Below are 26785 nucleotides of genomic sequence, written 5' to 3'. Positions count from 1 at the left end.
ATAACAACTTAAATCAGGCATATAGATCATGAATCTACTGAATGACCGTCAAAGCATCATCGCCAGTTTTATCCTGATGTCTTTATTTTTAATGATGGTCATTCCCCTGCATTTACTGCCGAGTTTCTTTGCCGGATTTCTGGTTTTTGAAATTATTAACAGTTTAAGTTCAATTGTTGAAAAACATATTGATGGTCAACGTGCTCGTATTTTTATCAGTATTATTCTGGGGATATTGGCAACCGTGCTGATCGGCTTCTTTATTACCAGCCTGATCAGCTTTGTGATTTATGATCTCAAAGGTACAGGGCTAAATTCTTTCAATATTAAAATCGACCAGACCCTGATCAAGTTTCAGGCGGAGATGAGCCATTATTTGCCGGGCTATCTGCCACATAGTGTTGCCGATATCAAGAATCAGATCTTGTCCTTTATCAAAAACAATATTTCGATTGTTAAAAATACGGGCACCGATATTCTGCATAATCTGGCCACAATGGTGATCGGCTTAATTGTGGGTATTCTGGTATCGATTCAGAATTTTAAACAACATGCCCCGCAACCTGCATTTAAGGCAGCAATTCTGCATCGTATCCAGAAGCTTTCGGTTTCTTTTAAAAACGTTGTCTTTGCTCAGGTCAAGATTTCACTGATTAATACCGTGTTATTCATGATCTTTGTGTTTATTGTTCTGCCTCTATTCAATATCCACTTACCTTTTGCCAAAACCCTGACCATTCTGACCTTTATTTTTGGTCTACTCCCGATCATTGGTAACCTGATTTCAAATACCCTGATCATTATGGCAGGTTTGACTATTTCCTTGTCTGTGGCAGCGATTGCACTGGCCTATCTGGTGATTATTCACAAGCTTGAATATTTTATTAATGCCAAAATTATTGGTACCAAAATCAATGCCAGTGCATGGGAAGTATTATTGGCGATGCTGATTTTTGAAGCTATTTTTGGGCTGAGCGGTTTGATTGTTGCACCAATTTTCTATGCCTATATCAAACTGGAATGCAAAGACGCAGGCCTGATCTAAGCCATTTTTTTTACAAGTGAATACGCAGCGTAACAGATTAAATCATCATTTAATCTGAATCAAAACTTGCGTTTCTAAAAATAAAATTGATGATAACTAAACTTACAAAAGATTAGAAAACGAAAACACTCACTGCCCTATTCACGGCGTAAGCTAGAGATGAATTAGGCGGTTTTTTATTCACTACATTTCATCACATTATAATTGAATGAGGTAACTATGAGTTCTTCAGCAGCTAAAGCTTTAAAAGTATATACACGTAATAATTTAGATGATGCGATCAAAGAATCTACCGTAAAAATTTTAAATCAAATTCTTGCCAATCTTATTGATCTTTCGTTACTGACGAAACAGGCGCATTGGAATATGCGGGGTAGTAACTTTATTGCGGTGCATGAAATGTTAGACATGTTCCGTACTTCGCTGATCACACACTTGGACAATGTAGCTGAGCGTGCCGTACAGATCGGTGGAACAGCGTTGGGAACAACGCAATCTGTTGGCGAAAGTTCGCATCTTAAGCCTTATCCAGTGGCGATCCATGCGGTACAAGATCACTTAAAAGAACTGGCAGATCGTTATGGGGTGGTTGCCAACCATCTGCGTGATACCATTGATGAAATTCAGGATCCGATTTCAGAAGATATTCTGCATGCTGCACTCGAAGATCTGGATCAATATTTATGGTTTTTGGAAGCCAATATTGATCAAAAATAATCAAAAGTAGGCCATAAAAAAGAGGACGTTTTGTCCTCTTTTTTTATTTCTATCTCAATTATGGTTTAACCACAACCAACACCTGAATCGCTTCTGGAGTTACAGAAAGACCATCTAACAGGCCTAAACCTTCTTTCTGGAATTTCTGTAAACGCTCGATTTCATCTTCACGAATACTTGGGTTAAATTGCTTGAGATAAGTTAAACGGTCAATTTCATATTGCCATTTACCGCTGTAATGCTCTTTGGCTTGTTGCATCAACTCTGGTAATGATTCTTTAGCAATATCCAGCGCCTGTGCATAACGTGATTCAATCACTTCACGGCGTGCTTTCACCACCTGACGGCAGCTATTACCATCTAAATGATGCAAGTATGGACGTAAAATGCTTGGATCAATCTTGGCAGACAAGTCCTGACCATTTTCGCTGAGCAATACACGAATCAGTTGTTTCGGTAAGCTTGATGGCAGATTCAATGCTTTTGGCGCCACCACATCGACCTTAAACCAGACTTCTAATAACACTGAACCTTGTTTCAATGCATTCGATTTGAGTAAAGCAACATTGGTACTACCAAATGATTGCGTGCGGATCATCTCCATCACACTTTCAATAAATGGATGTTCCAGCGTCAGGTACTGTGCATCTTCACGGATTTGTGCCTGATCACGATAGAAGGTTGCTGTCATACCCTCTTCGTCTAGCGTCAAACCTTGAACCTGCATCTGATCAGTCGGCTTGATAATCACCGTACCGTTACTTTGCTCATCAAAATCGATATTGGTTGATGACATGAAACGCTTCACAAACATTGGCAAAGTGGTGTTGTCATCATAATCTTCAAGTGCTTGAACAATGCCCTGCGCAACCACTGGACGGCATGAATTGTACTCAAGCAAACGGTCACGGCCCGCCTGTAATTCAGCTTCCAATGCTTGACGTTGTACATTCACTTCTTCAAGTAAATCTTCAAAGGTCTGGCCTTGATCTGCGAGTAAGCAATCTTTCAGCTCAACAATAAAGTTCTCTTGTAGCGTTTGCGCCGTTGGAGAAATATTGCTGAAAATATTGAGTGCTTCGTTGTACCAGCGGAACATACGCTCTTGCGCGGTCCCCATGAGATAAGGCACATGGATCTGGATACGATTTTCCTGACCAATACGATCCAGACGACCAATACGCTGTTCGAGTACGTCAGGGTTTGCTGGCAAATCAAATAAAATCAAATCACTGGCAAACTGGAAGTTACGCCCTTCTGAACCAATCTCAGAACACAGCAGGATTTGTGCACCATAGCTGTCTTCTGCAAAGTATGCTGCCGCTTGGTCGCGCTCCAGCAAGCTCATGCCTTCATGGAACATCGCGGTACGAATACCTGCATGTAAACGCAATACATTTTCCAGCGCTTCGACGACAGGCCCACTACGTGCAATCAATAATACTTTTTTGTGTTTTAAGTCTTTACGCAAGACTTCCATCAACCAAGGCACACGCGGATCATTTTCCATCCATGCACCATCAAGCTGACCTTCTTCTGGCCACATCTGCTCGCGCATTTTGCCGTCCATTGACCAGTCTTCTGGCGCTGTTAATGGCGCTGGCTGACAATCACGGCCCGGGAAGCCTTGAATCGCTTCACGGGTATTACGGAACAGGATACGACCTGTACCATGACGGTCCAATAATTCATGAATTGCACGCATACGCTGTTCAGGCTGATCATCAATCCGATGACCCAATAAGCCTTCCAGTGCTGCAAGATGATCTTCTGTTAAAGCCTCATCTGACATCAACACTTCTGCAATTTTCGCAGTTTGCTGATATTGCTCTTCTTCATCAAGGAAACGGTCAAGGCTGCTAAAACGTTGCGGATCAAGCAAACGTAAACGCGCAAAATGACTTTCTACACCAAGTTGCTCTGGGGTTGCAGTGAGCAGCAACACACCGGCTGTCTGTTCTGCCAATTCTTCAACGAGGTCATAGCGATCATTGCCGCCTTCTTCCTCACTCCACATCAAGTGATGTGCTTCATCGACCACCAATAGATCAAAACCAGCTTCCATCGCCTGCTCACGCAAGTCATCATGATCAACCATCAGGTCAACGCTGGCAATAATACATTGTTCAGTCAAGAACGGATTTAAATCAGGATCATGTTCTTTGATCGATGCGGTACGAGTTAAATCAAATAGAGAGAATTGCAAATTGAAACGGCGACGCATTTCAATCATCCACTGATATTGCAGTGAATCAGGCACCAAGATCAGGATACGTTCTGAACGGCCTGTTTTAAGTTGCTGGTGGATAATCAAACCCGCTTCAATGGTTTTACCCAAGCCAACTTCATCAGCCAGTAAAACACGCGGCGCAAAACGCTTGCCGACTTCATGTGCAATATAAAGCTGATGCGGAATTAAACCGACACGCGCACCAAGAAATCCACGTAAAGGGCTGGTATGCATTTGCGCCTGCAATAACATGGCTTCAATACGCAGGTCATACCATTCTTTATAATCGACTTGGCTAGCTAACAAACGCTCTAAAGGTTTTGATAGCTGGATTTGCGCACCGATACGAGTTTCGTTCAGTGACTTGCGTTCTTGTTCGCCATTTTCCAGTGTACGAACCACATCATAGCGAAGGACGCCATGACGGTCTTCAATCGACTCAACAATCCACTTAAGGCCTTCTTGGTCTTGGACTTCATCATTTACATTGAAGATGATGCGAGATAAAGGCGCATTGTTGCGTGCATAGACACGAGTTTCATCACTTTTAGGGAATAAAATGCTGATAGAACGTTCATCTACATCAATAAGAACCCCTAAACCGAGTTCAGTTTCAGTATCTGATAACCAACGTTGACCAATAGCAAACTGCTGCAATTTTTCCACCTTTATCTCAAGTTAGCCCACATATTTTATGCCCTGACCCAAATAAAAGTTAAGGCATTTTATGTAGTTTTCAACGATGTATTTTGACACAAAGCATCATTAAATAGCGTGCATCACATCGTGTTTCATAAAAAAGTTTTTAGACTAAAACGGTACAAGACAATCAAATGTCAGTTGCGCACCTGTTTTAGGATGAGCGAAGCTTAATTGCATTGCATGTAAGCACAAACGCGCGTAAAGCTGCTGCTGTTCTGGTGTGGCATATAAGGTATCGCCCAGAATCGGATGACCTAAATATTGCATATGCACACGAAGCTGATGTGAACGCCCTGTAATCGGAATCAGTTGAACTCGGGTTACAGCTTGTCCTTGAATTTCTAAATGTTCAATCGCCTGCCATTCCGTTAATGCAGGTTTGTGATGAGTGGCATCAACAATATGCAATGGCGGACGGCTTGGATCATAAATCACTGGAATATCGACGGTGCCCTGACCTTCTAAATGGCCTGCAACCAAAGCTTGATAAATTTTTGAAGTTTGACGATCCTGAAACTGACGGGAAATCGTGCTCTGGCCAAATTTGGATAAGCCAAAGACCAAGATCCCTGAAGTGTCACGATCTAGACGATGAATCAGTAAGGTTTTAGGTTCTAGTTCTAATAGACGATTGATTAAACAATCTTGTAAATCTGGCGTTTTCCCAGGTACGGTGAGTAAGCCTGCTGGTTTATGGATGACCATAAAATCTTCATCACGATGAATCAAATGTTCACTTAGAAAATCACTCAAGGTAGCCTTCCAACGACTGGATGAAAACAAGCGGGCAATCATAAAAAGCTTGGCGCTGAATTACAATGCATGACACGTATTTTTACTATTTTTTTTCGTGTTTCTCTCGAATTTTCATCCAGATTCGAATTTAAATGCTGATTTAGACCTGTTGCTCTAGAAATTGTTGAATCGCATGCTGGGCAATTTCTGCATCTTGGAAAGATTGTACACCCGAAACACCAACAGCTCCGACAACCTGCCCTTGATAAACAATCGGCTCACCGCCTTCTAACATACCTTTTGCCGCATTGATGGTTAAAAAGCCGATTTTACCATCACGGATCATATCTTCGGATGCCTTGGTTGCTCTTCGACTGACCGCAGCAGATTGTGCTTTTTCCTGGCAAATCTCGGTTGATAATACCGATGCGCCATCCATACGCTTCATCATTAATAAAGTTCCACCGTCATCGACCACTGCGATACTGACATTAAAACCATGTGCTGTTGCATATTGTGATGCTGCATGAACCAGAATTTCTACATCAGCAGAAGTTAAATAATGTTTAGTTTTCATGTTTTACTCCATTCCTATGAGTTTCTTATATAAAGCTTGTTTAAACATATGATACAAGCGCTATCTTACAGCTTGCCTAAGCCAATACGTTCGCGCTTTGGGACAGCCAAAGACAAACGCCAAGATAGTGGATTATTCAAGCATATTTTACTTTGCGATACAGTAAAGATTCTTTATCTTTACTGCTATTCGTCGCTGAGGTTTATCGTAAAAATAGATGAAAACTCAATAAGATTTGGATTATGACTCAGCATTATTTTTAAATGAGTTAAAGTCGGCTTCTATTTAGATCAACCTAAACAGCAGCCATAAAAAAAGCCCGAATAAATCGGGCTTCTGTATCACATGCTTACTTCATTTCAGCAAAAGTTTCTTTGGCTGCCTGAATGGTATCTGCAATATCCTGATCTGAATGCATTGACGAAATAAAGCCTGCTTCAAATGCAGAAGGTGCAAGATAGACACCACGCTTTAACATGCCATGGAAGAATTTCTTAAATGCTTCAACGTCACAGGCCAACATTGAATCAAAGCTGGTAATGTCATCCTGATCCGTGAAATATAAACCAAACATGCCACCCACTTGCTGGGTCTTAAATGGAATCCCCGCTTCGTCTGCCGCAGTCTGTAAACCCGCAAGCAATTTGGCTAACTGTGCAGCCAGCTTGTCATAGAAACCTGGTTCACGTAAATGTTTGAACATTGCGATACCTGCACGCATTGCCAATGGGTTCCCTGACAATGTACCTGCTTGATAAACGCCACCTAAAGGTGCGATGCATTCCATGATTTCACGTTTACCGCCAAAAGCACCGACAGGTAAGCCAGCACCAATGATTTTACCCAACGTGGTCAAGTCAGGTTTAACGTTATAGACCGATTGAGCACCACCTAAAGCGACACGGAAACCAGTCATCACTTCATCAATAATGAAGACAGATTTATATTCATCACAAACATCACGGATCGCTTGCAAGAAACCATCGATTGGCGTCACCAGATTCATATTGCCTGCAACAGGCTCAATGATCACACCAGCAATCTCATGACCAAATTTGCTAAAGCATTCTTTTAACGCTTCGATGTTGTTATATGGGAGCGTTAAGGTATGTTTTGCAAAATCAGCAGGTACACCTTTTGAGGTTGGCTCACCTTCACCTAAAGTCAGCAAACCAGAACCCGCTTTTACTAACAATGAATCCGAATGACCGTGGTAGCAGCCTTCAAATTTTACAATCTTGTCACGGCCAGTATAACCACGTGCCAGACGAATCGCCGTCATGGTTGCTTCAGTACCTGAACTGGTCATACGCACCAATTCGATTGAAGGCATAATGTCGCAAATCGTATCGGCTAAAGTGGTTTCGTGCACAGTTGGTGCACCAAAACTTAAACCATCTTCTGCCGCAGTTTGTACCGCTTGAATAATATCTGGATGTGCATGACCTAAGATCATTGGGCCCCATGAACCAACATAGTCCACGTAACGCTTGCCATCAACATCCCACAAATATGCACCCTTTGCCTTTTCGATAAAGACAGGCGTACCGCCAACACCGTTAAATGCACGTACAGGTGAGTTAACACCACCTGGAATATGTTTATTTGCTTGTTTAAATAGCTGTTCTTGCTTTGGAGATAAACTCATATAAGGCTCAACCTAGAATCAAGGACAAGGAACGCTGTCGTTCCGAGAAACAATGAAAGCTCCGCAAAAGCGGATGCCTATAATTAGTCAAATAACGTTGCCCATGCAGTTACACGAGCAGGAATTTCGGCTGTTGATCGTCCTAATATATCACTAATTACCGCACAAAGGCTCGCCCCCGCCTCAATCACCACTTGAGAATTTTCCACAGTCAGACCACCAATTGCACAAATCGGTACAGCAAACTTTTGTTTCGCCTGTTTGATGACTTCGATACCGACATTGCCCGCTTCAGGTTTGGTTGAGGTGGCATAGACTGCACCAAACGCGACATAAGTTGCCCCATCGGCAATCGCCTTTTCAGCCAATTCCAGTGAGTTTAAGCAGGTACGGCCAATAATCACACCTTTCGGTAAACGTGCAGCAGCATCGCTTATTTCCCCATCGGACTGCCCCAGATGTACACCCAAACCAAATTGTTCAGCCAGCGCCAAATCATCATTAATGACGAAAGGAACCTGATGTTGTTCACACAGCGCTTTGATCTGCTCTACTTCATGTGGCTGTTCTGCTTTTTCTACTTTCTTACGACGATATTGCAGAATCGCAATCTGTCCTGTTGCCAAAGCAACATCTAGTTTTTCGAGTAAGAGCTGGATTGGGTCATCGTTGGTGATGAGGTAAAGACCGCGCATGAACGTTTCACTATAATTACATTAGCTTCAGGGTATATTTTCTTATCTAAAATATAAAGAGAGGGAGTGTATAAGTTCTTATGAAATGATCTATTCACCGAATGTGTTAAAGCAAATAAATAACGTTAGCTCATGGTGCTAATAGAAAACCATACACCACTAAGTTTTACACTATTGGAAAGTTAGAGGTTAAATTGAAATCTTTTAAGGATTAACTCAATAATAAAGCCCCCAACGGAGGCTTTAAAACTTAATTAATATCAATAGCTATGGCCATGATTCGTCACTAAACTGCCCACTACCAGCTAACTTTTATATACCTATTTCTTTGGCGGTTTATTTAAAAGTTGATCGACCAATTCATTAATTTTGGTTTCAGTACTACGCCATTTATTTAGAGCAAGACCACCATTTCCTTTCAACTTAAATGAAGCCTCAGAAACCTGTCTTCCATTTTGTAATAAATTAAATTGTGCAGAAACCATATAGGGTGCGAAATCCCATGATCTTAATGCCGTATAATGTAGTGTCGTTTGACAAAGACTCAGGTTGTCAGTGTCATTATACGTTTTTGCTTGAATGTTATATCTCGCAAAACTTCGTTCTACAACCTGATTAAAGTCTTTAATTATGACTTTGGGATTATTAATCACACAAACTTGACGGATAGATTCTGGATTAAAGCCAGTGGTATTATTCACTTGAATCGAGGTACATCCAGTTAAAGCTAACAAAGCCCCTAAAAATAAAAAATTCTTCATCATGTAAACCATTTGTTATTCAAGTCGCTTAAACTAACAAATCATTTATATAAAATCCATTCTAAATCAGATGCATTGGTCGATTTTATTATTATGTTTTTATTTAATTTCCCCTATCAAAAATAAAAAAGCCGCCAAAGCAGCTTTTTAAATATCAAATGAATTTTACGACTCAATTTTATCAAACTGACGATCGATCAAACTCAAACGACCACGGGTAATATCCGACAGCATCCGCCAATCTGAAATAAAACTATAAAGTGGTTGCTTAAAGCTGGCAGGCTTATTATGTTCAAAAAAGAAATGCCCAACCCACGCACAGGCATAACCTGAAACCAAACCATATACCGCATATTTGGCCTGACGCTTACGAATGGCTTTGCTAAAGAAATATAAACCGATTGAGCTACCTGCTGCATGCAAACGACGGCTGGCAATACTGCGGTGTTCAGTTAAATAAAAGCGATAAAATTCATCATAATTTTTAATCGGTAATGAAAATTCCACTGGCTGGGTGATATTGGCTGGTGCATTCATTTCTAGATCATCCTAATCCGGCAAGACTCTACACACGTTAATGCATTTTTTGTACAAAATAAAGTCATTGTGTACCCTGCTTGCATTCCTTAAAACAACTTTACAATAATTTTTCAGATCAACAGTTTATACTCATTTCTATATTTATCATTCTCGTTGGTCAGGAGTCATAACATCATGGAAATAGAGCTAAAATTTCAACTTCCTGAGTCTAAGAAAAAAAGTGTTTTACAGACCTTAAGCAAACAAAAAGCACAAAAAATTCAGTTACAAGCAAAATACTATGACACTGCTGACCGTTTGCTTGCTAAAAATTATGTGGCTATTCGCCTGCGTCAAGAAGGTGAGCATTGGGTGCAAACCTTTAAAGCTGCCAGTAAAAATCATTTACAACGTATCGAAGAAGATATCTATTTAGGAAAATGTACTCAAGAACCTGAGCTTGATCTGTCCCTCTATAAACATAATCAAACCGTTCAAACTGTACTACGTGATATTTTAGGCGAAGCGCCAGCCGAGCTACAATTACAATTCCAGACCAATGTACAACGTACTTTTCATGTGTTTGAATTTGAAGGTTCTCAAATTGAGGTCTGTCTGGATGATGGTGAAATCCGAACTCCAACTGACCACGCCAGAATCTGTGAAGTCGAATTTGAGTTAAAACAAGGTTCAGCACAAGAGTTGATTGATTTTGCCAAAACCTGGGTAGATAAATACCAGCTCTGGCTTGATGTGCGCAGTAAAGCTGAACGCGGCAATTTACTGGCCCAAGGCAAAGTCGTCTCTGCTGCTACCAAAGCGAAATCACTGAATTTGGATAAAGATGTCAGTGCTGGACAGGCTATCAAACAGATTATCGAAAATACGCTCAATCATATCCTACCCAATGCCGCTGCAATCGCTGATGGAGTAGCAGAAGCCGACCATATTCACCAGGCTCGTGTTGGTTTACGCCGTTTGCGTTCAGCTTTAAAGCATTTTTCCAATTGGTCGGTACACATTGATCCGAGTTGGGAAAGTCATTTGGCGGAGATTTTTAGAGCTTTAGGACAATCACGTGATAATGATGCCATTCAAGATTCAGTCATTCCCTTAGTCAAACAAGTCTGTGATTTTGATTTTCCCTTCCCTGAAAATGTCGACGCAAATATTGCTGAATTATTGAGTGACAGCAAAACAACCCAACTGTTTTTATCCTTATTCAGCTTTAGCTATAGTGATCAACAATCAAAATCCAAACTCTCTAAACAAGCTGCCAAAAGCCTAACTAAGCTGTATCAAAAGATTCTTAAAGATGCAGCTCAATTTTCTAAGTTAGAAGTCGAGCAACAACACCGTACCCGTAAGCGCGTTAAACAATTGCGTTATTGCATCGACTTTATTGCAGGGATTTACCCAGAAAAACAGGTTCAGCAATTTTTTAATAAGCTACAGCCGATTCAGGAATACTTGGGTTTCTATAATGATCTATTTGTGGCTGAGCAGATCTTTGAGCAACAAGCTGCTGAGCATCCGCAATTTTTATTTGCTTTAGGTTGGGTTAAGGCACAGCAACCGCATGTTGCGAAGAAAGCGGCAAAGAAACTACAGGGTTTATCAACTAAAGATATTTTTTGGGATGAGGAGCGATAGCTCCGCAAGGGAAAACCATCTTAAATCCCTATCGTGCTGGCGGCATGGATACCGCCACAAATAATCTACGCCCTACAGAATGGATACTCGGAAACGTCATCAGCAACCTGCGTGTTATAAGCAAAGTAATATTTCTGCGATACATTTTAATAAATCCAAGAAACAGACAGGTTTTGCTGATGACAATGGCTTTGCCTACTTTGTCCGAAAACAAAGTAGGAAATCGCCTATGCGAAAACATCCAAACTTTATATAGCACTTGTGGCTGTGCTGTTATTTTTTAATAAAAATTAGTGTTTTAAACTATTTATTCCCCTTAAATCACTTACCGATACTTTCCAAAAATCTTCCACGTTCCATTATCTGCAATCGGATCACTATAGCTATCATTACGCTGCTTACGTGGCTTATCCCGTACATCCACCAATTTAAAATGTGGCTCAACACTGAGAATCATGCCATTCATATAAAAACGGGTACGGGTATATTCACTCTGCCCATGTTGAAATACGTAAGTCCGTAAATCGATAAATTCGCGATGTGCAACTAAAGCAGCAGTGTCATCACTCCCCAACCACTCTTGCATGGCAAAAATCTGATCCGTTTCAAACTGCCCGCATTTTTCCAATAAGGCCGCGACACCACGAAAGGTTTTCGATTCTTTAGCGCGGGTTTTATTAATCCGAATTCGATCTACATGAAAGAAAAATAGCGGCAGATTTAAATGGCTAGGCAAATGAATCGCATCCACCACTTCATCTTCCATAAAAGGCTGGCACAATTGCTGTGCCCTCTCAATCAAAGGCTGCCATTGTCGGTAATATTCATCAACCTCATCCTTTAGACCATAATAAATCGGCAAGCCCTCAACATGCTCTAAAGATTGCGGTGGATAGATATGCTGGCGTAGTAAGGCAATATCCGTTTTCAGGCTTTGAATCGCGATCGCATCTTGCATAGTGATTATTCTAATTGCTTAGGCTATTTTAGATTAAGGCAAAGGTTTAGTTTCGACAAGGCTTTGTCTATAATAATGTGTCTTTACTTGTCGCTGGAAAATCTCATGTCTCAAAAAATTAACGCTACCGATGTGACGGAAGAAGAAGCTTTAAATGCCGTATTTTTTGAGCGCGCCGATGAATTTATCAAACTCGCTAATGATTTTTGCCGCCCACCAAAAGGTCAACAAGCTAAACCAGAAGAGTTACGTGCCCAAGTAAGCGCAGCCATGTTATTTGCCACTGCCCGTTTTAACACCTGGGTTGCAGCCAATAACTTTAAAGATGGCGAAGAAATGCGTGAGGCAAAAGAACAAGTGATGTCTTATCTGCTACAACAGTTCCAAATGATGCTGGAAGATAATTTTGATGAATATTGCGAACAGTTCGAAAACTATTTACGCTTCCGCAAAAATGAAGATTTTCATGCACACAAACATGATCATTAATGATTAATGCAAAAAAGAAAGCCACCTGATCGGTGGCTTTCTTTTTGTTTGCTTATTTCAAGTTTTGAGGCTGACCATACTGATCTGCCATTACTTCGACAAACTGATCAAGTTTAATGTATTTCTTGATTGCTGCATTCACATCTTCTTTGGTCAATTTGGCAAGTTCCTGATCACGTTCAGCGCGATCCAGCAAGGTTTTGTTGCGCTCTAACTGACCTGTCAACATGCCATGAATATTACGTTCATCTTCCAAAGCTGTGACGCGTTTTTTCATGATGTCTGCTTTCGCCGCTTCAACTTCCTGCTCAGTCACGCCTTTGCTTAACAGCTCATTCAAGACTTTATGTACCGATTGCGATACTTGCGCCGAACGTCCAGAAGTATAGTTTGCAGTAACACTTAACGTACCATCATTGATATCTGGATCTAAGTCCAAACCACTGCCAAAACCATAGACCAAGGCATTTTTCTCACGTAACTCTTGTGCCAAACGCGATGAAAGCTGCGAGTTACCCAAAATATGGCTCAAGATAATTAACGCTGGTGCATCTGCATGATAAGAACCGACTGGCAGCGCCAACACACTTTGGTAACTACCAAATTCACGCTGTTCCGATAAAGCATTCACTTTCTGTGCTTTATAAACCGTATATTGACCTGTTACTTTGGTATAAGGCTGTTTTGCTTTCCAAGAGCCAAATGCTTTTTGTAAGGTTTTTTGCATTTTTTTGGCATCAAAATCACCCGTCACTGCAATCTGTGCATGATCAGTCACAAAGAATTGATCATAGAATTGCTTCACTTGCGGTTGAGTCACATCACTGATCTGTTTTTTCGTGAAATCAGGTTCGAAGTGATAACGCAAATCGCCGGGTTGATAGATTTCCAGAATTTTAGAGAGCGTCATCGAAGCCACAACTGCAGGCTCGGTATAAGGACGATCGAGTACAGATAAACTTTGATTTTTGGCAAGATCAAATTCTGTTTGTGAGAATTTTGGCTGCTTCAATACATCGACAATAAAATTAAAGAAGTCTTCAAACTTGTCTTTTTTCGCCTGAACCACGATGGTAAAACCATTGCCATTTGAGCTAACAGATGCACCACCACTAGCAGCAATTGCTTTATCGGTAATTTCTTGCAAAGTATGCTTTTCTGAACCACGCAACATCAGGTAACTGGTTAAATCCAGCGTTACACCTTTACCAAATAACGCTTTTTCATCACCAAAATCCAGACTAATCGTGGCATAGGTTTTATCGTCACGGGTTGCAGTTGGGAATAAAGCATAGCGAATGCCATTCTTCAACTCACCACGCTGGATCTTCTGCTCATTTTTCTGCAATTGCTGAGCAGACTGTGCCATAAACTGGGTCACTTCCTGCTTATAGACATTCGGATCTTTTAAAGGTTCAGGCTGTTCATTGCTTTGATCTAAAGTTTTTGGCTTCTCTTCAGCCTTCAAAGTCATCGCTTTCTTTTGATCTTCTGGCGTTGGCAAAATATCACCAGAAATACGATGTGAAGCGGTTAAAAACGCTTTGAGCGTTTCATTGGTATCTTTTAGCTTTAATGCTTGAACTGTCTTTAAATCCTTGAAATATTGATCCCATTGTCCCTGAGAAGATACAGCGTAGTCACTGAGACGTGAACCTAAAGCCACCGCATCATTGGCAATGGTATCAGCCGTATTCTGGGTAATATTCTTAATGCGCTGTAATTCGGCCTCGGTAAATGGCTGGCTATTTTCCACGCCAGTTTTCAAGGCATCATCAACTTTTTTGGGATCATGGCTTGGTGCATAAACTGCGCCCATAAACACCACGTTAAAGTCCTGATCTAACCATGTCGCAGATTGAACTGCGGTACTGATGCCTGTCTCGACCATATTTTTATATAAAGGCCCGCTAGGCTGCATGGTATAGAGAGAAGGTGCGAGTGCCAGAATCGGTTGTAATTCGGTATTTTTTCCATTCATATAAATATGGAATTTGGCCAGATCACTGCCCTTTTTCACGGTAAATTGACGTTGTTCAATCTTACTCGCATCAAGAACTGGCACTTTCACCTGAGCAGGTACGGCGCGTGCAGGAATTGGACTGAAATACTGATCAATCTTATTTAATACTTCGGTTTTATCAAATTTACCAGAAATGACCATGACCGCATTATTCGGCGCATACCAGGTCTTATAGAACTGATTCAGTTCATTCAACTGAATTGATTTTAATTCGGGTAAGTCACCAATCGGTAAACGACCTAAATACTGGTTGCCATATGCGGCTTTCCACACCTGATCTATTAAAACTGCAAACGGCTGATCCATACGGATTTCACGTTCACGTTTTACGATTTCAATTTCAGAGGGAACAAATTTTTCTTGCAACACCAATTTATCCATACGCTCAGATTCGAGATACAGAATTTCATTCAGTGCATTTTTTTCAGGACGAACAATGTTTAAGTATTTGGTTGAGTAATAATCCGTACTGGCATTGGTCATCAAGGTATATTGATCTAAACGGCGCTGAAACTCTTCACCTTTAACGTTTTGAGTCCCTTTAAAAGCCAAGTGTTCTAATAGATGTGCCAGCCCGCCTTTACCTTTTGGGTCATTCAGTGAGCCCGTCAGGTAAACTGTATTTACATAGACTTTATTTTCTTTATCGTTTGGCGCAAGAATAACTCTGAAACCATTATCTAATTTATATTCTTCAATATTTTTTTCACTTTTTACGAGCACTGTCTGAGACCAAGACGTCGCACTCAACCCAATCAAACAAAGCGAGAGAGTAAGCTGCTTAAAGCGCATTAACATAATTTATCCAAGTATTTATGGTGATTTAAATCATACAGACAAGCTATGGTAGAGAATGATTCGCATTTTTAATAGTTACGTTTTGAAAAAAGCTGTTTATTTAAACAGCTTTTATCTTTGTTTTTGCACAATTTAAGCTAAAAATCAGATTGCCAGTTCAGCCTGCATATACAATTTTGCATAACCTGAAATTTCGATCCGTTCATCAGATACAATCACACAGTCTAAAATTCCACCGCGTGCTGACGCCTGAAAAGCCACGAGTCGCGTCTGGTTCAACTTCTCGGCCCATAGCGGCACAATCGCAGTATGAATAGAACCTGTTACAGGGTCTTCATCAATCCCAATTGCAGGTGCAAAGTAACGAGAAACACAATCAAATTTCCCCTCACCTCGCGCTGTAATCGCTACATCAGGTTGAGAGGCTGTAATCGCTGTCCTGACTTTACCTAAGCGTTTTAATACTTCCAGATTAGGTTGTTCATCCAATACATCCTGTACCGTTTCATATTCAATAATATAAGCTTGAGGATTGCAATAGACGGCTTTGAATGGTTTTGACAACCCTTCACGTAGTTCTGACGGGTAGTCAGACACTTGCTCTGCTCTACGAATCGGGAAGTTCATTTTGATTTTTCCATCAGCATCTTGGCTAACGATAAAAATACCCAGATCACGTACATGAAATTGAATCGTTGTTGCTTGAGTAAAATCCTTAAAAAGTACAAAAGCACTGGCTAAGGTGGCATGCCCACAAAAAGCAACTTCTTCTAAAGGTGAAAACCAGCGAATCTCGTAATTACTCTCATCAATTGTCTTTACAAAAGCAGTCTCGGAAAGATTATTTTCCATTGCAATATTCTGCATCAACTGCTGTTCCAACCATTCATCTACTACGATAACGGCTGCTGGATTTCCTTTAAATAATTCTTGGGTAAAAGCATCAACTTGATACATCTTCATGGCATAACGCTCGCTCTATTTTTCCATCATTTTGAACATCTGCTTGATAAATGATAGATACAGATTTTTCTAAATTTACGATACACCCATTATTTTGTCTTAATAAGCTACTAAATGCCTAAAAAACAAACCAAAATCAGCATCCGCTTGCTAACAGATCAGGTAAAAAGTCCAATGATTTAGCATAATTCAAAATAAGCCATACATAATATTCACAAACAAAAATTCACAGCTCTCTATGGTAGTACGCAGATGAAACTAGCGAGAAAAGAAATGCGTATTCCTGTTAATGCCATTGTATTTGAAGACTTTGAAACCCTCGATATTATGGGGCCTGTCGAATTATTCGGTTTGCTGCAAGAACATTATCAAGTGCAATTTTATAGCCTGAATGGTGGACTGATCTCCAACAAACATGGTGTCATACTGCAAACACAGCCATTTAAAGACATGACCGTCAATCAACACAGTATTTTGTTGGTTCCAGGCGGAATTGTCACCTTTGATTTAATCCAGAATCAGCCACTTCTAGATCAATTAAAAACGCTTGCGCTGCACAGTGGACATGTACTGACCATTTGCACAGGAAGTTCTTTGCTGGCTGCGACGGGTGTACTAGATGGCGTTCAGGCGACTTCCAATAAAATGGCGTTTGAGTTTGTGCAAAAACTCAATGATAAAGTGCGCTGGCAAGCTCAGGCACGCTGGGTAATTGATGGGAAATTTTACACCTCATCGGGTGTAAGTGCTGGTATGGATATGACCCTTGCTTTTATTCGTGATACACAAGGCGAAAAAATGGCGCAACTTTGTGCCGAAGAAGCTGAATATATCTGGAATTGTAATCCTGAAATTGATCACTTCTGTAAAGTAAAAGCGGACTGATCAAGCGTAGTTTATGAAGATTTACCTGTTATCACTTGCAGTAGGTATATTGGTCGGTGTGTTGTATTACGTTTTAGATGTCAAAGCGCCTGCACCGCCAATTGTTGCTTTACTGGGTTTATTGGGCATCGTAATTGGTGAGCAATTCATCCCTTTTATTCGACTTTATTTCTCTTAAAGCAGCAATTTTTATTCAATCTCCCCAAACATGAGTGGCTCAAAACCACTCATTTTGAGCAAAAAATCATTCAACGATCCTAGTCAATTCGGACATCAAAACCTAAATTTTCTGCAATCATTAAAGTTTGATCAAGGTTAATAATCGCCTCTTTAATTTGAGTCTCTTTCGGATCTAATGCACTCAAATCACTGCCTCTTAAATCACACTCGGTAAAATCTGCGCTGTGCAACCATGCACCCGATAAGTCGCTCTCTCGAACTGAACTTCCATGACATCGTGCCCCTGTCAAATCGGCCTCTCTTAAACGCGTTCGAAGAAAAGAAGCTTTTTCTAAATCAGCACCCGGCAATCCAACAAAAGCCCAGTCACTGTCTTCGACCCGCATATGATGAAACTGGCAATCACTAAACATGCTGCCCACAAACTTACAGTCAGTAAATTTACTATCAAAGAAATTACAGAAGGCAAAGGTACAATTGATAAAAGCACTACTTTGATGAGTTGAACCATTGAAGCGTGCACGGCGAAAAGTACATTCATTAAATACTGCACCAGTGCTGTGAGCCTCAGACATGTCTAAATCGACAAATAAAGTACGCTCATATTTTTGGTTACTGAGTACTTGCTCATACCAATCTAAACTGGCAATGCTGTCTGTCGTTTTAGGTGCAGCTTCACCATATTTTCTTTCAGCCATGATGCTCAATTTTTTATTTTAGAAGATTTAAAAATATGCCATGCATTCAGATTTGTACATGCTTTTTTCATCACATCTTTCATGCTTGATCACATAAAAAGAGCGGAAAAAACCGCTCTTCTTGTGAAAACAAATTATCAATCTTCCATGTGCTCAATAATAGCTTGTGCGAACTCTGAACAGCGTAGCAAAGTTGCATTTGACATGAGACGTTCAAAATCATAGGTCACAGTTTTAGCAGAGATCGCACCTGAAATCCCCGTAATAATTAAATCTGCAGCTTCTGTCCAGCCCATATCACGCAGCATCATTTCCGCAGATAAAATAATCGAACCGGGATTCACTTTATCCTGTCCTGCATATTTGGGTGCTGTGCCATGCGTTGCTTCATATACGGCAATTGCACCACCAATATTGGCACCTGGTGCAATGCCAATCCCTCCCACTTCGGCTGCAAGTGCATCGGAAATATAGTCGCCATTTAGGTTCAGTGTGGCAATGACAGAATAATCTGCTGGACGCATTAAAATTTGCTGTAAGAATGCATCAGCAATCACATCTTTAATAATGATATCTTTGCCTGTTTTTGGATTTTTAATTTTTACCCAAGGCCCGCCATCCAGCAACTGTCCACCAAAACGTTCCATCGCAAGTTCATAGCCCCACTCTTTAAACGCACCTTCGGTGTATTTCATGATGTTGCCTTTGTGAACCAAGGTCACAGAAGGTTTATCGTTATCAATCGCGAACTGAATCGCTTTACGAACTAAACGCTGAGAACCTTCTTTAGACACGGGTTTAATCCCGATTCCACACTCTTTCGGAAAACGAATATTGGTTACACCCATTTCTTCCTGTAGGAATTTAATCACTTTTCTCGCTTCAGGAGAGTCCGCTTTCCATTCAATCCCCGCATAGATATCTTCCGAGTTTTCACGGAAGATCACCATATCGGTCAGTTCAGGATGTTGTACCGGAGAAGGCACACCTTTAAACCAGCGGACTGGACGCACACAGACATATAAATCAAGTTCCTGACGCAATGCGACATTTAAAGAACGAATTCCACCACCTACAGGTGTGGTTAAAGGGCCTTTTATTGATATAATAAACTCGCGTAAAGCATCAAAAGTTTCTTCGGGCATATAGCTGCCGTAAATTTTGTCTGCTTTCTCACCGCAGTAGACTTCCATCCATTCGATCGAACGTTTGCCACCATAAGCTTTTAGCACGGCGGCATCTACTACTGCTTTCATTGCTGGTGTAATATCCACACCAATACCATCACCTTCAATAAAAGGAATGATCGGACGATTTGGAACATTCAGTGACAGGTCTGCATTTACTGTGATTTTGTCTCCGTCTGCAGGAACCACGATCTTCTGATAACCCATTTTGCAGGTTCTCCCTCATGTATTTAATGATTATGTCTATGCCTTCTATGGCATGCTTTTCGTTTTTTATTACATGAAACAGTTTAGTTCAAAACTGGTTTTTTTGAGATTTATACGGGAAATAACAACATTTTCCCATTAAATAAAAACCTTTATTGTTATGATGCCGCCCATAGCCAAAGCAGTATACAGATATGAAAATAGTCGTATTTAATAAACCTTATGACGTTTTGTCACAGTTCCGTGAGGATTCCGCTCACCTCACCTTTTCTCACTTTATCCATGATCCTGATTTACGTCTTGCGGGCCGACTTGATCTCGACTCAGAAGGCTTAACCTTCCTGACGGATCACGGCGGTCTGAATCAATACATTACCAATCCAGCCAATAAGAAATTTAAAACCTATCTTGCGCAAGTCGATGGCGATGTAACAGAAGAAGCATTAGAGCAACTTCGCAAAGGTGTAGAACTGGCTGATGGTATGACTTTACCGGCAAAAGCGCTGAAAGTAGATCAACCAGAATGGTTATGGGAACGTGATCCACCAGTACGTTACCGCGCCAATATCCCGACCAGCTGGATTGAACTACAAATTTGTGAAGGTCGTAACCGTCAGGTGCGTCGTATGACTGCTGCTGTGGGTTTCCCAACATTACGTTTGATTCGTACTAAAATCGGTGCAATCGATCTGATTCGTCTAGGCTTACAACCTGGTGAGCAAACTGAAATTGAACCGTTACTTTATCCTGATTTTAAAGACCTACCTGAAGATAAACCTTATCGCTCTCGCTCTTATGTGAAAAAACCAGGTGGCACGGGCGGTAAGCCTATGCACCAGAAGAAGAAAGAAGGTGATAAAAAAGACGGTGACAAGAAAAAATCAGGCTCCAAGCGTATCTGGCAAATGGATGAAAGCGAAAAGCCACGTCGTAAGACCAATGGTACGACGCGTCCAAACACCAAAGCACCACGCGGTCGTAGCCGTAATGGTCGTTAATCTTTAGAGATTATTTTAAAGCCCACGGAAGTGGGCTTTTTTTATGGGAATCATCTGAATTCTCATACACAAAAAAGCCGATGCTTTCACATCGGCTTTTTACTACCAACAAAACTGTCAGTAATATTTAAACTTAAGCTGTTTCAAGTGTTGCATTAAGCGTAGCACTTGGACGCATTACTGCGTTTACTTTTGCAGGATCAATTGCATAGTAACCACCGATATCAGCAGATTGACCTTGTACTTGAGCAAGCTCAGCAACGATCTTCTCTTCATTTTCAGCAAGTGCTTTTGCAAGAGGCGCAAACTTCGCTTTTAACTCAGCATCTTCGTCTTGAGCAGCCAATGCTTGAGCCCAGTACAATGCCAAGTAGTAGTGACTACCGCGGTTATCAAGCTCACCTGTACGACGTGATGGAGACTTGTCATTATCAAGAAGTTTACCTGTTGCCTGATCAAGTGTCTTCGCAAGCAATTTCGCACGGTTATTGTCTTCTTTAAGACCAAGCTCTTCTAAAGAAACAGCTAACGCAAGGAACTCACCAAGAGAATCCCAACGTAAGTGGTTTTCTTCTACCAACTGCTGAACATGTTTCGGCGCTGAACCACCCGCACCTGTTTCATACATGCCGCCACCCGCCATTAACGGCACGATTGACAACATTTTCGCTGAAGTACCCAATTCCATGATCGGGAACAAGTCAGTTAAGTAATCACGTAAGATGTTACCAGTCACAGAAATTGTATCTAAACCACGTGCTACACGCTCAAGCGTATAACGCATTGCACGTACTTGTGACATGATCTGGATATCAAGACCTGCTGTGTCATGATCTTTCAAGTATTTTTCAACTTTCTTGATCAATTCATTTTCGTGTGGACGGTATGGGTCTAACCAGAAGATTGCTGGCATGCCAGAGTTACGTGCACGTGTTACTGCAAGTTTCACCCAGTCACGAATCGGTGCGTCTTTCACCTGACACATACGCCAGATGTCGCCTTCTTCCACATTTTGGCTCATCAACACTTCGCCAGTGTCTAGATCTGTGATGTTGGCAACGCCTGCTTCTGAAATTTCGAAAGTCTTGTCGTGTGAACCGTATTCTTCTGCTTTCTGCGCCATCAAACCAACGTTAGGTACAGTACCCATGGTACGTGGGTCGAAATTACCATTCCACTTACAGAAATTGATCATTTCCTGATAAATACGCGCGAAAGTTGATTCAGGCATAACTGCTTTACAGTCGTAAGGTTTGCCGTCAGCACCCCACATTTTACCGCCACCACGGATCATTGCAGGCATAGATGCATCTACAATCACATCATTTGGTGAGTGGAAGTTCGTGATGCCTTTTGCAGAATCAACCATTGCAAGTGCAGGACGGTGTTCTTGGCAAGCATGTAAATCTTCGATAATTTCTTCACGAAGTGAAGTCGGTAAAGTTTCGATCTTCTCGTAAAGACCCGCCATACCGTTATTTACGTTGATGCCTAACTCGTCAAATAATTTGCCGTGTTTTTCGAAAGCATCTTTGTAGTAAATTTTCACACAGTGACCGAATACGATCGGGTGTGATACTTTCATCATGGTTGCTTTTACGTGTAATGAGAACAGGATGCCCGCTTCACGACAGTCTTCAAGTTCTTTCTCATAGAAATCGCAAAGCGCTTTCTTGCTCATGAACATTGAATCGATGATTTCACCATCCTGAAGTGCAACTTTTGGCTTAAGCACAATCGTTTCACCAGACTTAGTGATGAGCTCCATTTTCACATTACGCGCACGGTCTAAAGTCATTGATTTTTCACCGTGGTAGAAGTCGCCTTCATCCATGTGAGAAACGTGAGTTTGTGACCATTGTTTCCACTCGCTCATTGAGTGCGGGTGTTTTTTCGCATAGTTTTTCACAGCAGCTGGTGCACGGCGGTCAGAGTTACCTTCACGCAATACTGGGTTTACTGCTGAACCAAGGCATTTACCATAACGCGCCTTAAGTTCTTTCTCTTCTTCAGTTGCTGGATTTTCTGGATAATCAGGAATCGCATAGCCCTTCGACTGGAGCTCTTTGATACATGCGGTTAACTGAGCAACAGAAGCACTGATGTTTGGAAGTTTAATGATGTTTGTATCTGGGTCTTGCGTAAGACGACCTAACTCCGCAAGGTTGTTGTTTACCTTTTGTTCATCTTTAAGGTAATCTGAAAATTCTGCAAGTACACGTGCTGCAACTGAGATATCACTTTTCACAATATCGATGCCAGCAGGCTTGGTAAAGGTCTCAATGATCGGTAGCAATGAATAGGTCGCCAATAACGGCGCCTCATCAGTCAGTGTATAAATGATTTTTGACTTTCCACCAGCCATATATAGCCCCTTGTGTTGGATTGAGTTATGGAAAACTGCGCTTGTGGCCCAGTTCCTAGAACCGATTTGCTTAAAACAAACTTGAGAGTATCAGTCTTCATAGCATACTAGTCAACGCCCTATCCCGTGATAACGACATTTCGCTAAAAAATACTACAATTTTATATAATAGATACTGTTAGTTCATATAATTTGGGCCAAATGTTGCCTTTTCAACTACCAAAGCGTTAGCGAGCTGAAAATGCCCAGCAAACTGATCATTTAGCAAACAAATAGGTGTTTACCTACAAATGTGCCTTATTTTGTCAGAATTTTATGAAACTTAGGTTAATTCTTTAGTGGTAGTCTCAACGTAAATGCAACACCTGCTGTCTGATTTTCAACTTCAGTACAACCACCATGCAGTTGCATGATGGATTGAACAATCGCGAGTCCCAGCCCACCTGTTTGTGCTCTGTTATGTCGACTCTCATCAATTTGATAAAAACGGTCAAAGAGATAAGGCAAATGTTTTTCTTCAATCCAGATGTCATGCGTCACAATACGAATCACACAATCAGTCTGTTCCCGTTTTACCTCTAAAGTAATTCGTCCCTTTTCTACACCATAGACAACCGCGTTACTGATTAAATTCGCAATCGCACGCTGGATAAGGGCTTCATTCACTCTCAAATTCATTTCATCAGGAAGTTGAAGCATCAAGCTCATCTGCCGTTCTTCGATCAGATAATCAAAATAATCCGTCACATCCCGAATCAATTGCACGATATCTACGCTGCTTTTCTCAAGCCCTGCTTCCGTATATTCAGAACGTGCAATAAATAGCATGCTCTCAATCATTTTGGTCAGTCTTTCGTACTCTTCCAAGTGCGAATACAGGAGATTTTCCAGTTCCTCAATTTGACGAGGTTGAGACAGCAAAATCTGTGTTTGGCCCATCAAATTATTGAGCGGCGTTCTCAATTCATGCGCAATATCTTCAGAAAACTGTGCCAGCTTTTGATAATCCTGCTGAATTTTATCCAGCATCTCATTCATTGCATTGCTGAGTTGCTGTACCTCGGTATTTGTGGTCTCGATCTGAATACGCTGATTGAGTTTTTGCACGTTGATTTTACTGGTTTCTGCAATCAATGCCCGCATCGAACGGAACATGTAATGCCCGACCATAAAACCCAATAAACTCGATAATAGAATGCCCAGCCCAGTATAAAAGGCGATTTTCCAAAAATATTGCTTCAGGGTTTGATTCGCGGCATACCATTGTTGACCTGCAATCAATTGATAATGCTGATCGCCATGTTGTACCGATTGAAATGCAAGCCGTGTCGTTGGCTGTTCAGGGCTATTATTGGTAAACTGGATTTTACTGGAATAATTTAAGCTCGGGATTTTGATGTTTAACGGATTGATTCGAATCAGGTCTTTACCGGCTTCTTTGACAATAAAAATACTGTCCTCATGCCCAACCATATTTTCATAAAGTTTAGGGTATTTGCCCAAGATCTGAACGGTATAAGCATCTGTCAAAAACACTTCCATGCGCTTGATCCGTGCGGCAAGTGCTTTGTCTTGCTGGATATAGACCATTTCACGAAAACTTTGATAAGACAATGTCCCAATACTGATAAAAACCACACATGAAATCAGGCTAAACGCGATTCTCAAACGCGAAGCCAAAGACAATCTATTCATCAGCATGGTCTTCTTTTAAATCAACTTTATAGCCCATTCCCCGAACTGTATAAATCAGCTTGGGAGAAAAATGGTCGTCAATCTTTGCACGTAGACGACGTATCGCGACATCGACCACATTGGTGTCGGTATCAAAGTTAATATTCCAGACCATAGAGGCAATTTGCGTGCGGGTTAACACCTCACCACGATGCTGTATCAACAATTGCAACAGCACAAACTCTTTAGCAGTTAAATCAATTTTAATCTCTGCACGATGGACTTCCCGACTTAAACGATTCAGGCTGAGATTGGCAATGCTATAAATTTCTTGTTCAATCTTGGGAACACGACGTAATAAACTTTTGATTCGCGCCAATAATTCGATATATGAAAATGGCTTAACCAGATAGTCATCTGCTCCCAATTCCAGACCTTTCACTCGATCCATGACCTGATCTTTAGCCGTGAGCATGAGCACAGGGATTTTTGAAAATGTACGGAGCGTCTGCAACACTTGCCAGCCATCCAGTTTCGGCAACATCACATCCAGAATTAATAAATCAAAAGCTTCATCTTGCAACCGTGACAAAGCCTCCATGCCATCTTTTGCGATCGCACTGGTATAGCCTGATTCATTTAATCCTTTTGCCAAAAACTGCGCAATTTTGGATTCATCTTCGACAATTAAAATATGCATTCCACATCTTAACCTTTTTTATTCAGCGCAAAGATTACAAATCGGTAATTCAATTGTCATCATGAGCAGATGCATTTCTTCCTACCATATGCTGAGGAAATAAAGATTTTTATCACCAAACACTCCTTCACGAATTTTGGAAAATTGCATATGGACAAAGGATTTACCCGCTTCGCTATTGGCTCTGTTTTACTTGTGACTGGCTCATTAAGCTATGCTCAAGATGCTGCTCTTTCTGGCTATTATCTCTCAGCAAAAGTCGCGGCAGCCCAACTCAAAGCTGACAATATGGAAACCAGCTTACGCCCAGGGATTGGCAAATTTGTCTCAGGTGACGATCAAAAAGATTTAACCAATGCATCACTGGGGTTCGGTTATGACTTTGGCAATGGCTGGCGTACCGAAGGAGAATATACCTTTAAAAATGATGCAGAATTTACCAGCGGTTCAACCAACTTTCCAACCAGTCTTAACCATCATAAAGTCGAGACGCAGCGCCTGATGCTGAATGCTTATCGTGATTTTGAAGTCATGCAAAATGTCGCCGTATACGGCAATCTCGGATTAGGTGTTGCACGTACAGAATCTTCAGGCTGGCAAGGTAACGCCTCTCGCCAATATCTTTCAAATACCGAAACCCAACTGGTGTATAGCGTAGGTGCGGGTGCGAGTTATAAAGCAATTGATAACCTAAACCTTGATTTGGGCTACCGTTATGTCGACTTGGGTAAAGCTGATAGCGGTTTAAATAACTTTACCAATGCACGTAACTTGCAAGATGAGCAGATGAAAGCACATCTTTATTCAAGTGAGTTCTATCTCGGTGCAAGATACTCATTCTAAATTTGAAAGGCACCGATCAGCAGTGCCTTTTTTGCGCTCTTATCCCATGTATTGCCCTCACAACATCTGATGGCAATACATACCAAAATATTAATCAAGAAAGGTGGAATATTGCGATGTATAAAAATCTATTCGCCATCGCCGCACTATCGGCTTCAAACAGCTTGTTTGCAGCAGCATCCAATCCATTGAGTGTGCATGTTCTCAATCAGCAAAATGGTCTACCTGCTACTGATGTCACCGTTGTGCTCGAAGCACAACAAAAAAACCAGTGGGTAAAAATCAATCAGGCCAAAACTGATCAGAATGGACGAATTACTGCGCTTTATCCGACGCAACAACAATTAAAATCAGGTGTTTATAAAGTGACGTTTAAAACAGGTGACTGGTATAAAGCGCAAAAGCAAAGTAGTTTTTTTCCTGAAATTCCAGTTATTTTTGAAGTTGACGGCACTTTACCGCACTATCATATTCCATTACTGCTCAGCCCTTATGGTTATTCGACTTATCGTGGTAGCTAATAAAAAGGACGCTT

24 protein-coding genes are annotated in these 26785 nt (G+C 41.1%); 9 read left to right on the top strand and 15 right to left on the bottom strand.

The window, feature by feature from the left end:
• Positions 1–28 precede the first annotated feature (28 nt).
• The gene (locus tag IEV36_RS06320) at positions 29–1045 is read left to right on the top strand and encodes an AI-2E family transporter (protein ID WP_004770263.1); all 1017 of its coding nucleotides are present in this window, start codon (positions 29–31) and stop codon (positions 1043–1045) included.
• A gap of 219 nt (positions 1046–1264) precedes the next feature.
• Positions 1265–1762 (top strand): DNA starvation/stationary phase protection protein Dps, encoded by a 498-nt coding sequence (gene dps, locus IEV36_RS06315; protein ID WP_005258969.1) that lies wholly within the window; start codon positions 1265–1267, stop codon positions 1760–1762.
• A gap of 58 nt (positions 1763–1820) precedes the next feature.
• Here dps and rapA read toward each other — a convergent pair whose 3' ends face one another.
• From rapA to IEV36_RS06280, 7 genes are all read right to left on the bottom strand, one after another.
• Positions 1821–4658 (bottom strand): RNA polymerase-associated protein RapA, encoded by a 2838-nt coding sequence (gene rapA / locus IEV36_RS06310; protein WP_004770266.1) that lies wholly within the window; start codon positions 4656–4658, stop codon positions 1821–1823.
• 144 nt (positions 4659–4802) lie between these two features.
• Positions 4803–5447: an RluA family pseudouridine synthase gene (locus IEV36_RS06305; protein ID WP_171067994.1), complete on the bottom strand. Its 645-nt coding sequence runs from the start codon at positions 5445–5447 to the stop codon at positions 4803–4805.
• Between the two features lie 142 nt (positions 5448–5589).
• The gene (locus IEV36_RS06300) at positions 5590–6006 is read right to left on the bottom strand and encodes a GlcG/HbpS family heme-binding protein (RefSeq protein WP_005258973.1); all 417 of its coding nucleotides are present in this window, start codon (positions 6004–6006) and stop codon (positions 5590–5592) included.
• A 349-nt stretch (positions 6007–6355) separates the two neighbouring features.
• Positions 6356–7654 (bottom strand): glutamate-1-semialdehyde 2,1-aminomutase, encoded by a 1299-nt coding sequence (gene hemL, locus IEV36_RS06295; RefSeq protein WP_005258975.1) that lies wholly within the window; start codon positions 7652–7654, stop codon positions 6356–6358.
• 83 nt (positions 7655–7737) lie between these two features.
• The gene (gene thiE, locus IEV36_RS06290; RefSeq protein WP_005258976.1) at positions 7738–8349 is read right to left on the bottom strand and encodes a thiamine phosphate synthase; all 612 of its coding nucleotides are present in this window, start codon (positions 8347–8349) and stop codon (positions 7738–7740) included.
• 320 nt (positions 8350–8669) lie between these two features.
• Positions 8670–9110, bottom strand: coding sequence for an Sbal_3080 family lipoprotein (locus tag IEV36_RS06285; protein WP_032864091.1), 441 nt, complete (start codon positions 9108–9110; stop codon positions 8670–8672).
• A 165-nt stretch (positions 9111–9275) separates the two neighbouring features.
• Entirely contained in the window at positions 9276–9647 is a 372-nt protein-coding gene (locus IEV36_RS06280; protein ID WP_004770275.1) for an Mpo1-like protein, read from the bottom strand.
• Between the two features lie 177 nt (positions 9648–9824).
• Here IEV36_RS06280 and IEV36_RS06275 point away from each other — a divergent pair, with 177 nt between their 5' ends.
• The gene (locus IEV36_RS06275) at positions 9825–11282 is read left to right on the top strand and encodes a CYTH and CHAD domain-containing protein (RefSeq protein ID WP_005258978.1); all 1458 of its coding nucleotides are present in this window, start codon (positions 9825–9827) and stop codon (positions 11280–11282) included.
• A 325-nt stretch (positions 11283–11607) separates the two neighbouring features.
• Here IEV36_RS06275 and IEV36_RS06270 read toward each other — a convergent pair whose 3' ends face one another.
• Positions 11608–12240 carry a hypothetical protein gene (locus IEV36_RS06270; RefSeq protein WP_005258979.1) on the bottom strand — a complete coding sequence of 211 codons (633 nt, stop codon included), beginning with the start codon at positions 12238–12240 and terminating at the stop codon, positions 11608–11610.
• 105 nt (positions 12241–12345) lie between these two features.
• On the opposite strand from IEV36_RS06270, the gene IEV36_RS06265 reads away from it, so the two are divergent.
• Positions 12346–12729: a DUF3144 domain-containing protein gene (locus IEV36_RS06265; protein WP_005258980.1), complete on the top strand. Its 384-nt coding sequence runs from the start codon at positions 12346–12348 to the stop codon at positions 12727–12729.
• Positions 12730–12781: 52 nt separating this feature from the next.
• Here IEV36_RS06265 and IEV36_RS06260 read toward each other — a convergent pair whose 3' ends face one another.
• Together IEV36_RS06260 and IEV36_RS06255 are read right to left on the bottom strand one after the other, a co-directional pair.
• On the bottom strand, positions 12782–15550 hold the full coding sequence (locus tag IEV36_RS06260; protein ID WP_005258981.1) for a M16 family metallopeptidase: 2769 nt from the start codon (positions 15548–15550) through the stop codon (positions 12782–12784).
• A gap of 144 nt (positions 15551–15694) precedes the next feature.
• Positions 15695–16513 carry a PhzF family phenazine biosynthesis protein gene (locus tag IEV36_RS06255; RefSeq protein WP_005258983.1) on the bottom strand — a complete coding sequence of 273 codons (819 nt, stop codon included), beginning with the start codon at positions 16511–16513 and terminating at the stop codon, positions 15695–15697.
• A 273-nt stretch (positions 16514–16786) separates the two neighbouring features.
• On the opposite strand from IEV36_RS06255, the gene IEV36_RS06250 reads away from it, so the two are divergent.
• Together IEV36_RS06250 and IEV36_RS06245 are read left to right on the top strand one after the other, a co-directional pair.
• Positions 16787–17398: a DJ-1/PfpI family protein gene (locus tag IEV36_RS06250; RefSeq protein ID WP_005258986.1), complete on the top strand. Its 612-nt coding sequence runs from the start codon at positions 16787–16789 to the stop codon at positions 17396–17398.
• Positions 17399–17411: 13 nt separating this feature from the next.
• A complete protein-coding gene (locus IEV36_RS06245; protein WP_081402415.1) occupies positions 17412–17576 on the top strand; it encodes a DUF1427 family protein in 165 nt (54 codons plus the stop codon).
• Positions 17577–17655: 79 nt separating this feature from the next.
• On the opposite strand, the gene IEV36_RS06240 is transcribed toward IEV36_RS06245, so the two are convergent.
• Entirely contained in the window at positions 17656–18276 is a 621-nt protein-coding gene (locus tag IEV36_RS06240) for a pentapeptide repeat-containing protein (protein WP_005258991.1), read from the bottom strand.
• A gap of 137 nt (positions 18277–18413) precedes the next feature.
• Positions 18414–19670 (bottom strand): NADP-dependent isocitrate dehydrogenase, encoded by a 1257-nt coding sequence (gene icd / locus IEV36_RS06235; RefSeq protein ID WP_004770287.1) that lies wholly within the window; start codon positions 19668–19670, stop codon positions 18414–18416.
• A gap of 194 nt (positions 19671–19864) precedes the next feature.
• Here icd and IEV36_RS06230 point away from each other — a divergent pair, with 194 nt between their 5' ends.
• A complete protein-coding gene (locus IEV36_RS06230) occupies positions 19865–20668 on the top strand; it encodes a pseudouridine synthase (RefSeq protein ID WP_005258993.1) in 804 nt (267 codons plus the stop codon).
• Positions 20669–20801: 133 nt separating this feature from the next.
• Here the strand turns inward: IEV36_RS06230 and IEV36_RS06225 are convergent, their stop codons facing one another.
• The 3 genes from IEV36_RS06225 to IEV36_RS06215 form a co-directional block, all read right to left on the bottom strand.
• Positions 20802–23033, bottom strand: coding sequence for an NADP-dependent isocitrate dehydrogenase (locus tag IEV36_RS06225; RefSeq protein ID WP_005258995.1), 2232 nt, complete (start codon positions 23031–23033; stop codon positions 20802–20804).
• Between the two features lie 327 nt (positions 23034–23360).
• Positions 23361–24728: a heavy metal sensor histidine kinase gene (locus IEV36_RS06220; RefSeq protein ID WP_005258996.1), complete on the bottom strand. Its 1368-nt coding sequence runs from the start codon at positions 24726–24728 to the stop codon at positions 23361–23363.
• Positions 24721–25407: a heavy metal response regulator transcription factor gene (locus IEV36_RS06215; RefSeq protein WP_005258997.1), complete on the bottom strand. Its 687-nt coding sequence runs from the start codon at positions 25405–25407 to the stop codon at positions 24721–24723. Before IEV36_RS06215 ends, IEV36_RS06220 begins: the two co-directional genes overlap by 8 nt.
• A 150-nt stretch (positions 25408–25557) precedes the next feature.
• Here IEV36_RS06215 and IEV36_RS06210 point away from each other — a divergent pair, with 150 nt between their 5' ends.
• Both IEV36_RS06210 and uraH read left to right on the top strand, forming a co-directional pair.
• On the top strand, positions 25558–26250 hold the full coding sequence (locus IEV36_RS06210) for an outer membrane protein (RefSeq protein WP_005258998.1): 693 nt from the start codon (positions 25558–25560) through the stop codon (positions 26248–26250).
• Positions 26251–26366: 116 nt separating this feature from the next.
• Positions 26367–26771 (top strand): hydroxyisourate hydrolase, encoded by a 405-nt coding sequence (gene uraH, locus IEV36_RS06205; protein WP_005258999.1) that lies wholly within the window; start codon positions 26367–26369, stop codon positions 26769–26771.
• Positions 26772–26785: the final 14 nt, after the last annotated feature.

The organism is Acinetobacter vivianii (assembly GCF_014635885.1).
GTDB classification, from domain to species: domain Bacteria; phylum Pseudomonadota; class Gammaproteobacteria; order Pseudomonadales; family Moraxellaceae; genus Acinetobacter; species Acinetobacter vivianii.
This window is presented reverse-complemented; position numbering and strand designations above follow the sequence as displayed.

Coding starts and splice junctions, on each gene's coding strand:
- IEV36_RS06320 (WP_004770263.1), top strand. CDS start 29: ATGAATCTACTGAATGACCGTCAAAGCATCATCGCCAGTTTTATCCTG.
- dps (WP_005258969.1), top strand. CDS start 1,265: ATGAGTTCTTCAGCAGCTAAAGCTTTAAAAGTATATACACGTAATAAT.
- IEV36_RS06300 (WP_005258973.1), bottom strand. CDS start 6,006: ATGAAAACTAAACATTATTTAACTTCTGCTGATGTAGAAATTCTGGTT.
- hemL (WP_005258975.1), bottom strand. CDS start 7,654: ATGAGTTTATCTCCAAAGCAAGAACAGCTATTTAAACAAGCAAATAAA.
- thiE (WP_005258976.1), bottom strand. CDS start 8,349: ATGCGCGGTCTTTACCTCATCACCAACGATGACCCAATCCAGCTCTTA.
- IEV36_RS06285 (WP_032864091.1), bottom strand. CDS start 9,110: ATGAAGAATTTTTTATTTTTAGGGGCTTTGTTAGCTTTAACTGGATGT.
- IEV36_RS06280 (WP_004770275.1), bottom strand. CDS start 9,647: ATGAATGCACCAGCCAATATCACCCAGCCAGTGGAATTTTCATTACCG.
- IEV36_RS06275 (WP_005258978.1), top strand. CDS start 9,825: ATGGAAATAGAGCTAAAATTTCAACTTCCTGAGTCTAAGAAAAAAAGT.
- IEV36_RS06270 (WP_005258979.1), bottom strand. CDS start 12,240: ATGCAAGATGCGATCGCGATTCAAAGCCTGAAAACGGATATTGCCTTA.
- IEV36_RS06265 (WP_005258980.1), top strand. CDS start 12,346: ATGTCTCAAAAAATTAACGCTACCGATGTGACGGAAGAAGAAGCTTTA.
- IEV36_RS06260 (WP_005258981.1), bottom strand. CDS start 15,550: ATGTTAATGCGCTTTAAGCAGCTTACTCTCTCGCTTTGTTTGATTGGG.
- IEV36_RS06255 (WP_005258983.1), bottom strand. CDS start 16,513: ATGAAGATGTATCAAGTTGATGCTTTTACCCAAGAATTATTTAAAGGA.
- IEV36_RS06250 (WP_005258986.1), top strand. CDS start 16,787: ATGCGTATTCCTGTTAATGCCATTGTATTTGAAGACTTTGAAACCCTC.
- IEV36_RS06245 (WP_081402415.1), top strand. CDS start 17,412: ATGAAGATTTACCTGTTATCACTTGCAGTAGGTATATTGGTCGGTGTG.
- IEV36_RS06240 (WP_005258991.1), bottom strand. CDS start 18,276: ATGGCTGAAAGAAAATATGGTGAAGCTGCACCTAAAACGACAGACAGC.
- icd (WP_004770287.1), bottom strand. CDS start 19,670: ATGGGTTATCAGAAGATCGTGGTTCCTGCAGACGGAGACAAAATCACA.
- IEV36_RS06230 (WP_005258993.1), top strand. CDS start 19,865: ATGAAAATAGTCGTATTTAATAAACCTTATGACGTTTTGTCACAGTTC.
- IEV36_RS06225 (WP_005258995.1), bottom strand. CDS start 23,033: ATGGCTGGTGGAAAGTCAAAAATCATTTATACACTGACTGATGAGGCG.
- IEV36_RS06220 (WP_005258996.1), bottom strand. CDS start 24,728: ATGAATAGATTGTCTTTGGCTTCGCGTTTGAGAATCGCGTTTAGCCTG.
- IEV36_RS06215 (WP_005258997.1), bottom strand. CDS start 25,407: ATGCATATTTTAATTGTCGAAGATGAATCCAAAATTGCGCAGTTTTTG.
- IEV36_RS06210 (WP_005258998.1), top strand. CDS start 25,558: ATGGACAAAGGATTTACCCGCTTCGCTATTGGCTCTGTTTTACTTGTG.
- uraH (WP_005258999.1), top strand. CDS start 26,367: ATGTATAAAAATCTATTCGCCATCGCCGCACTATCGGCTTCAAACAGC.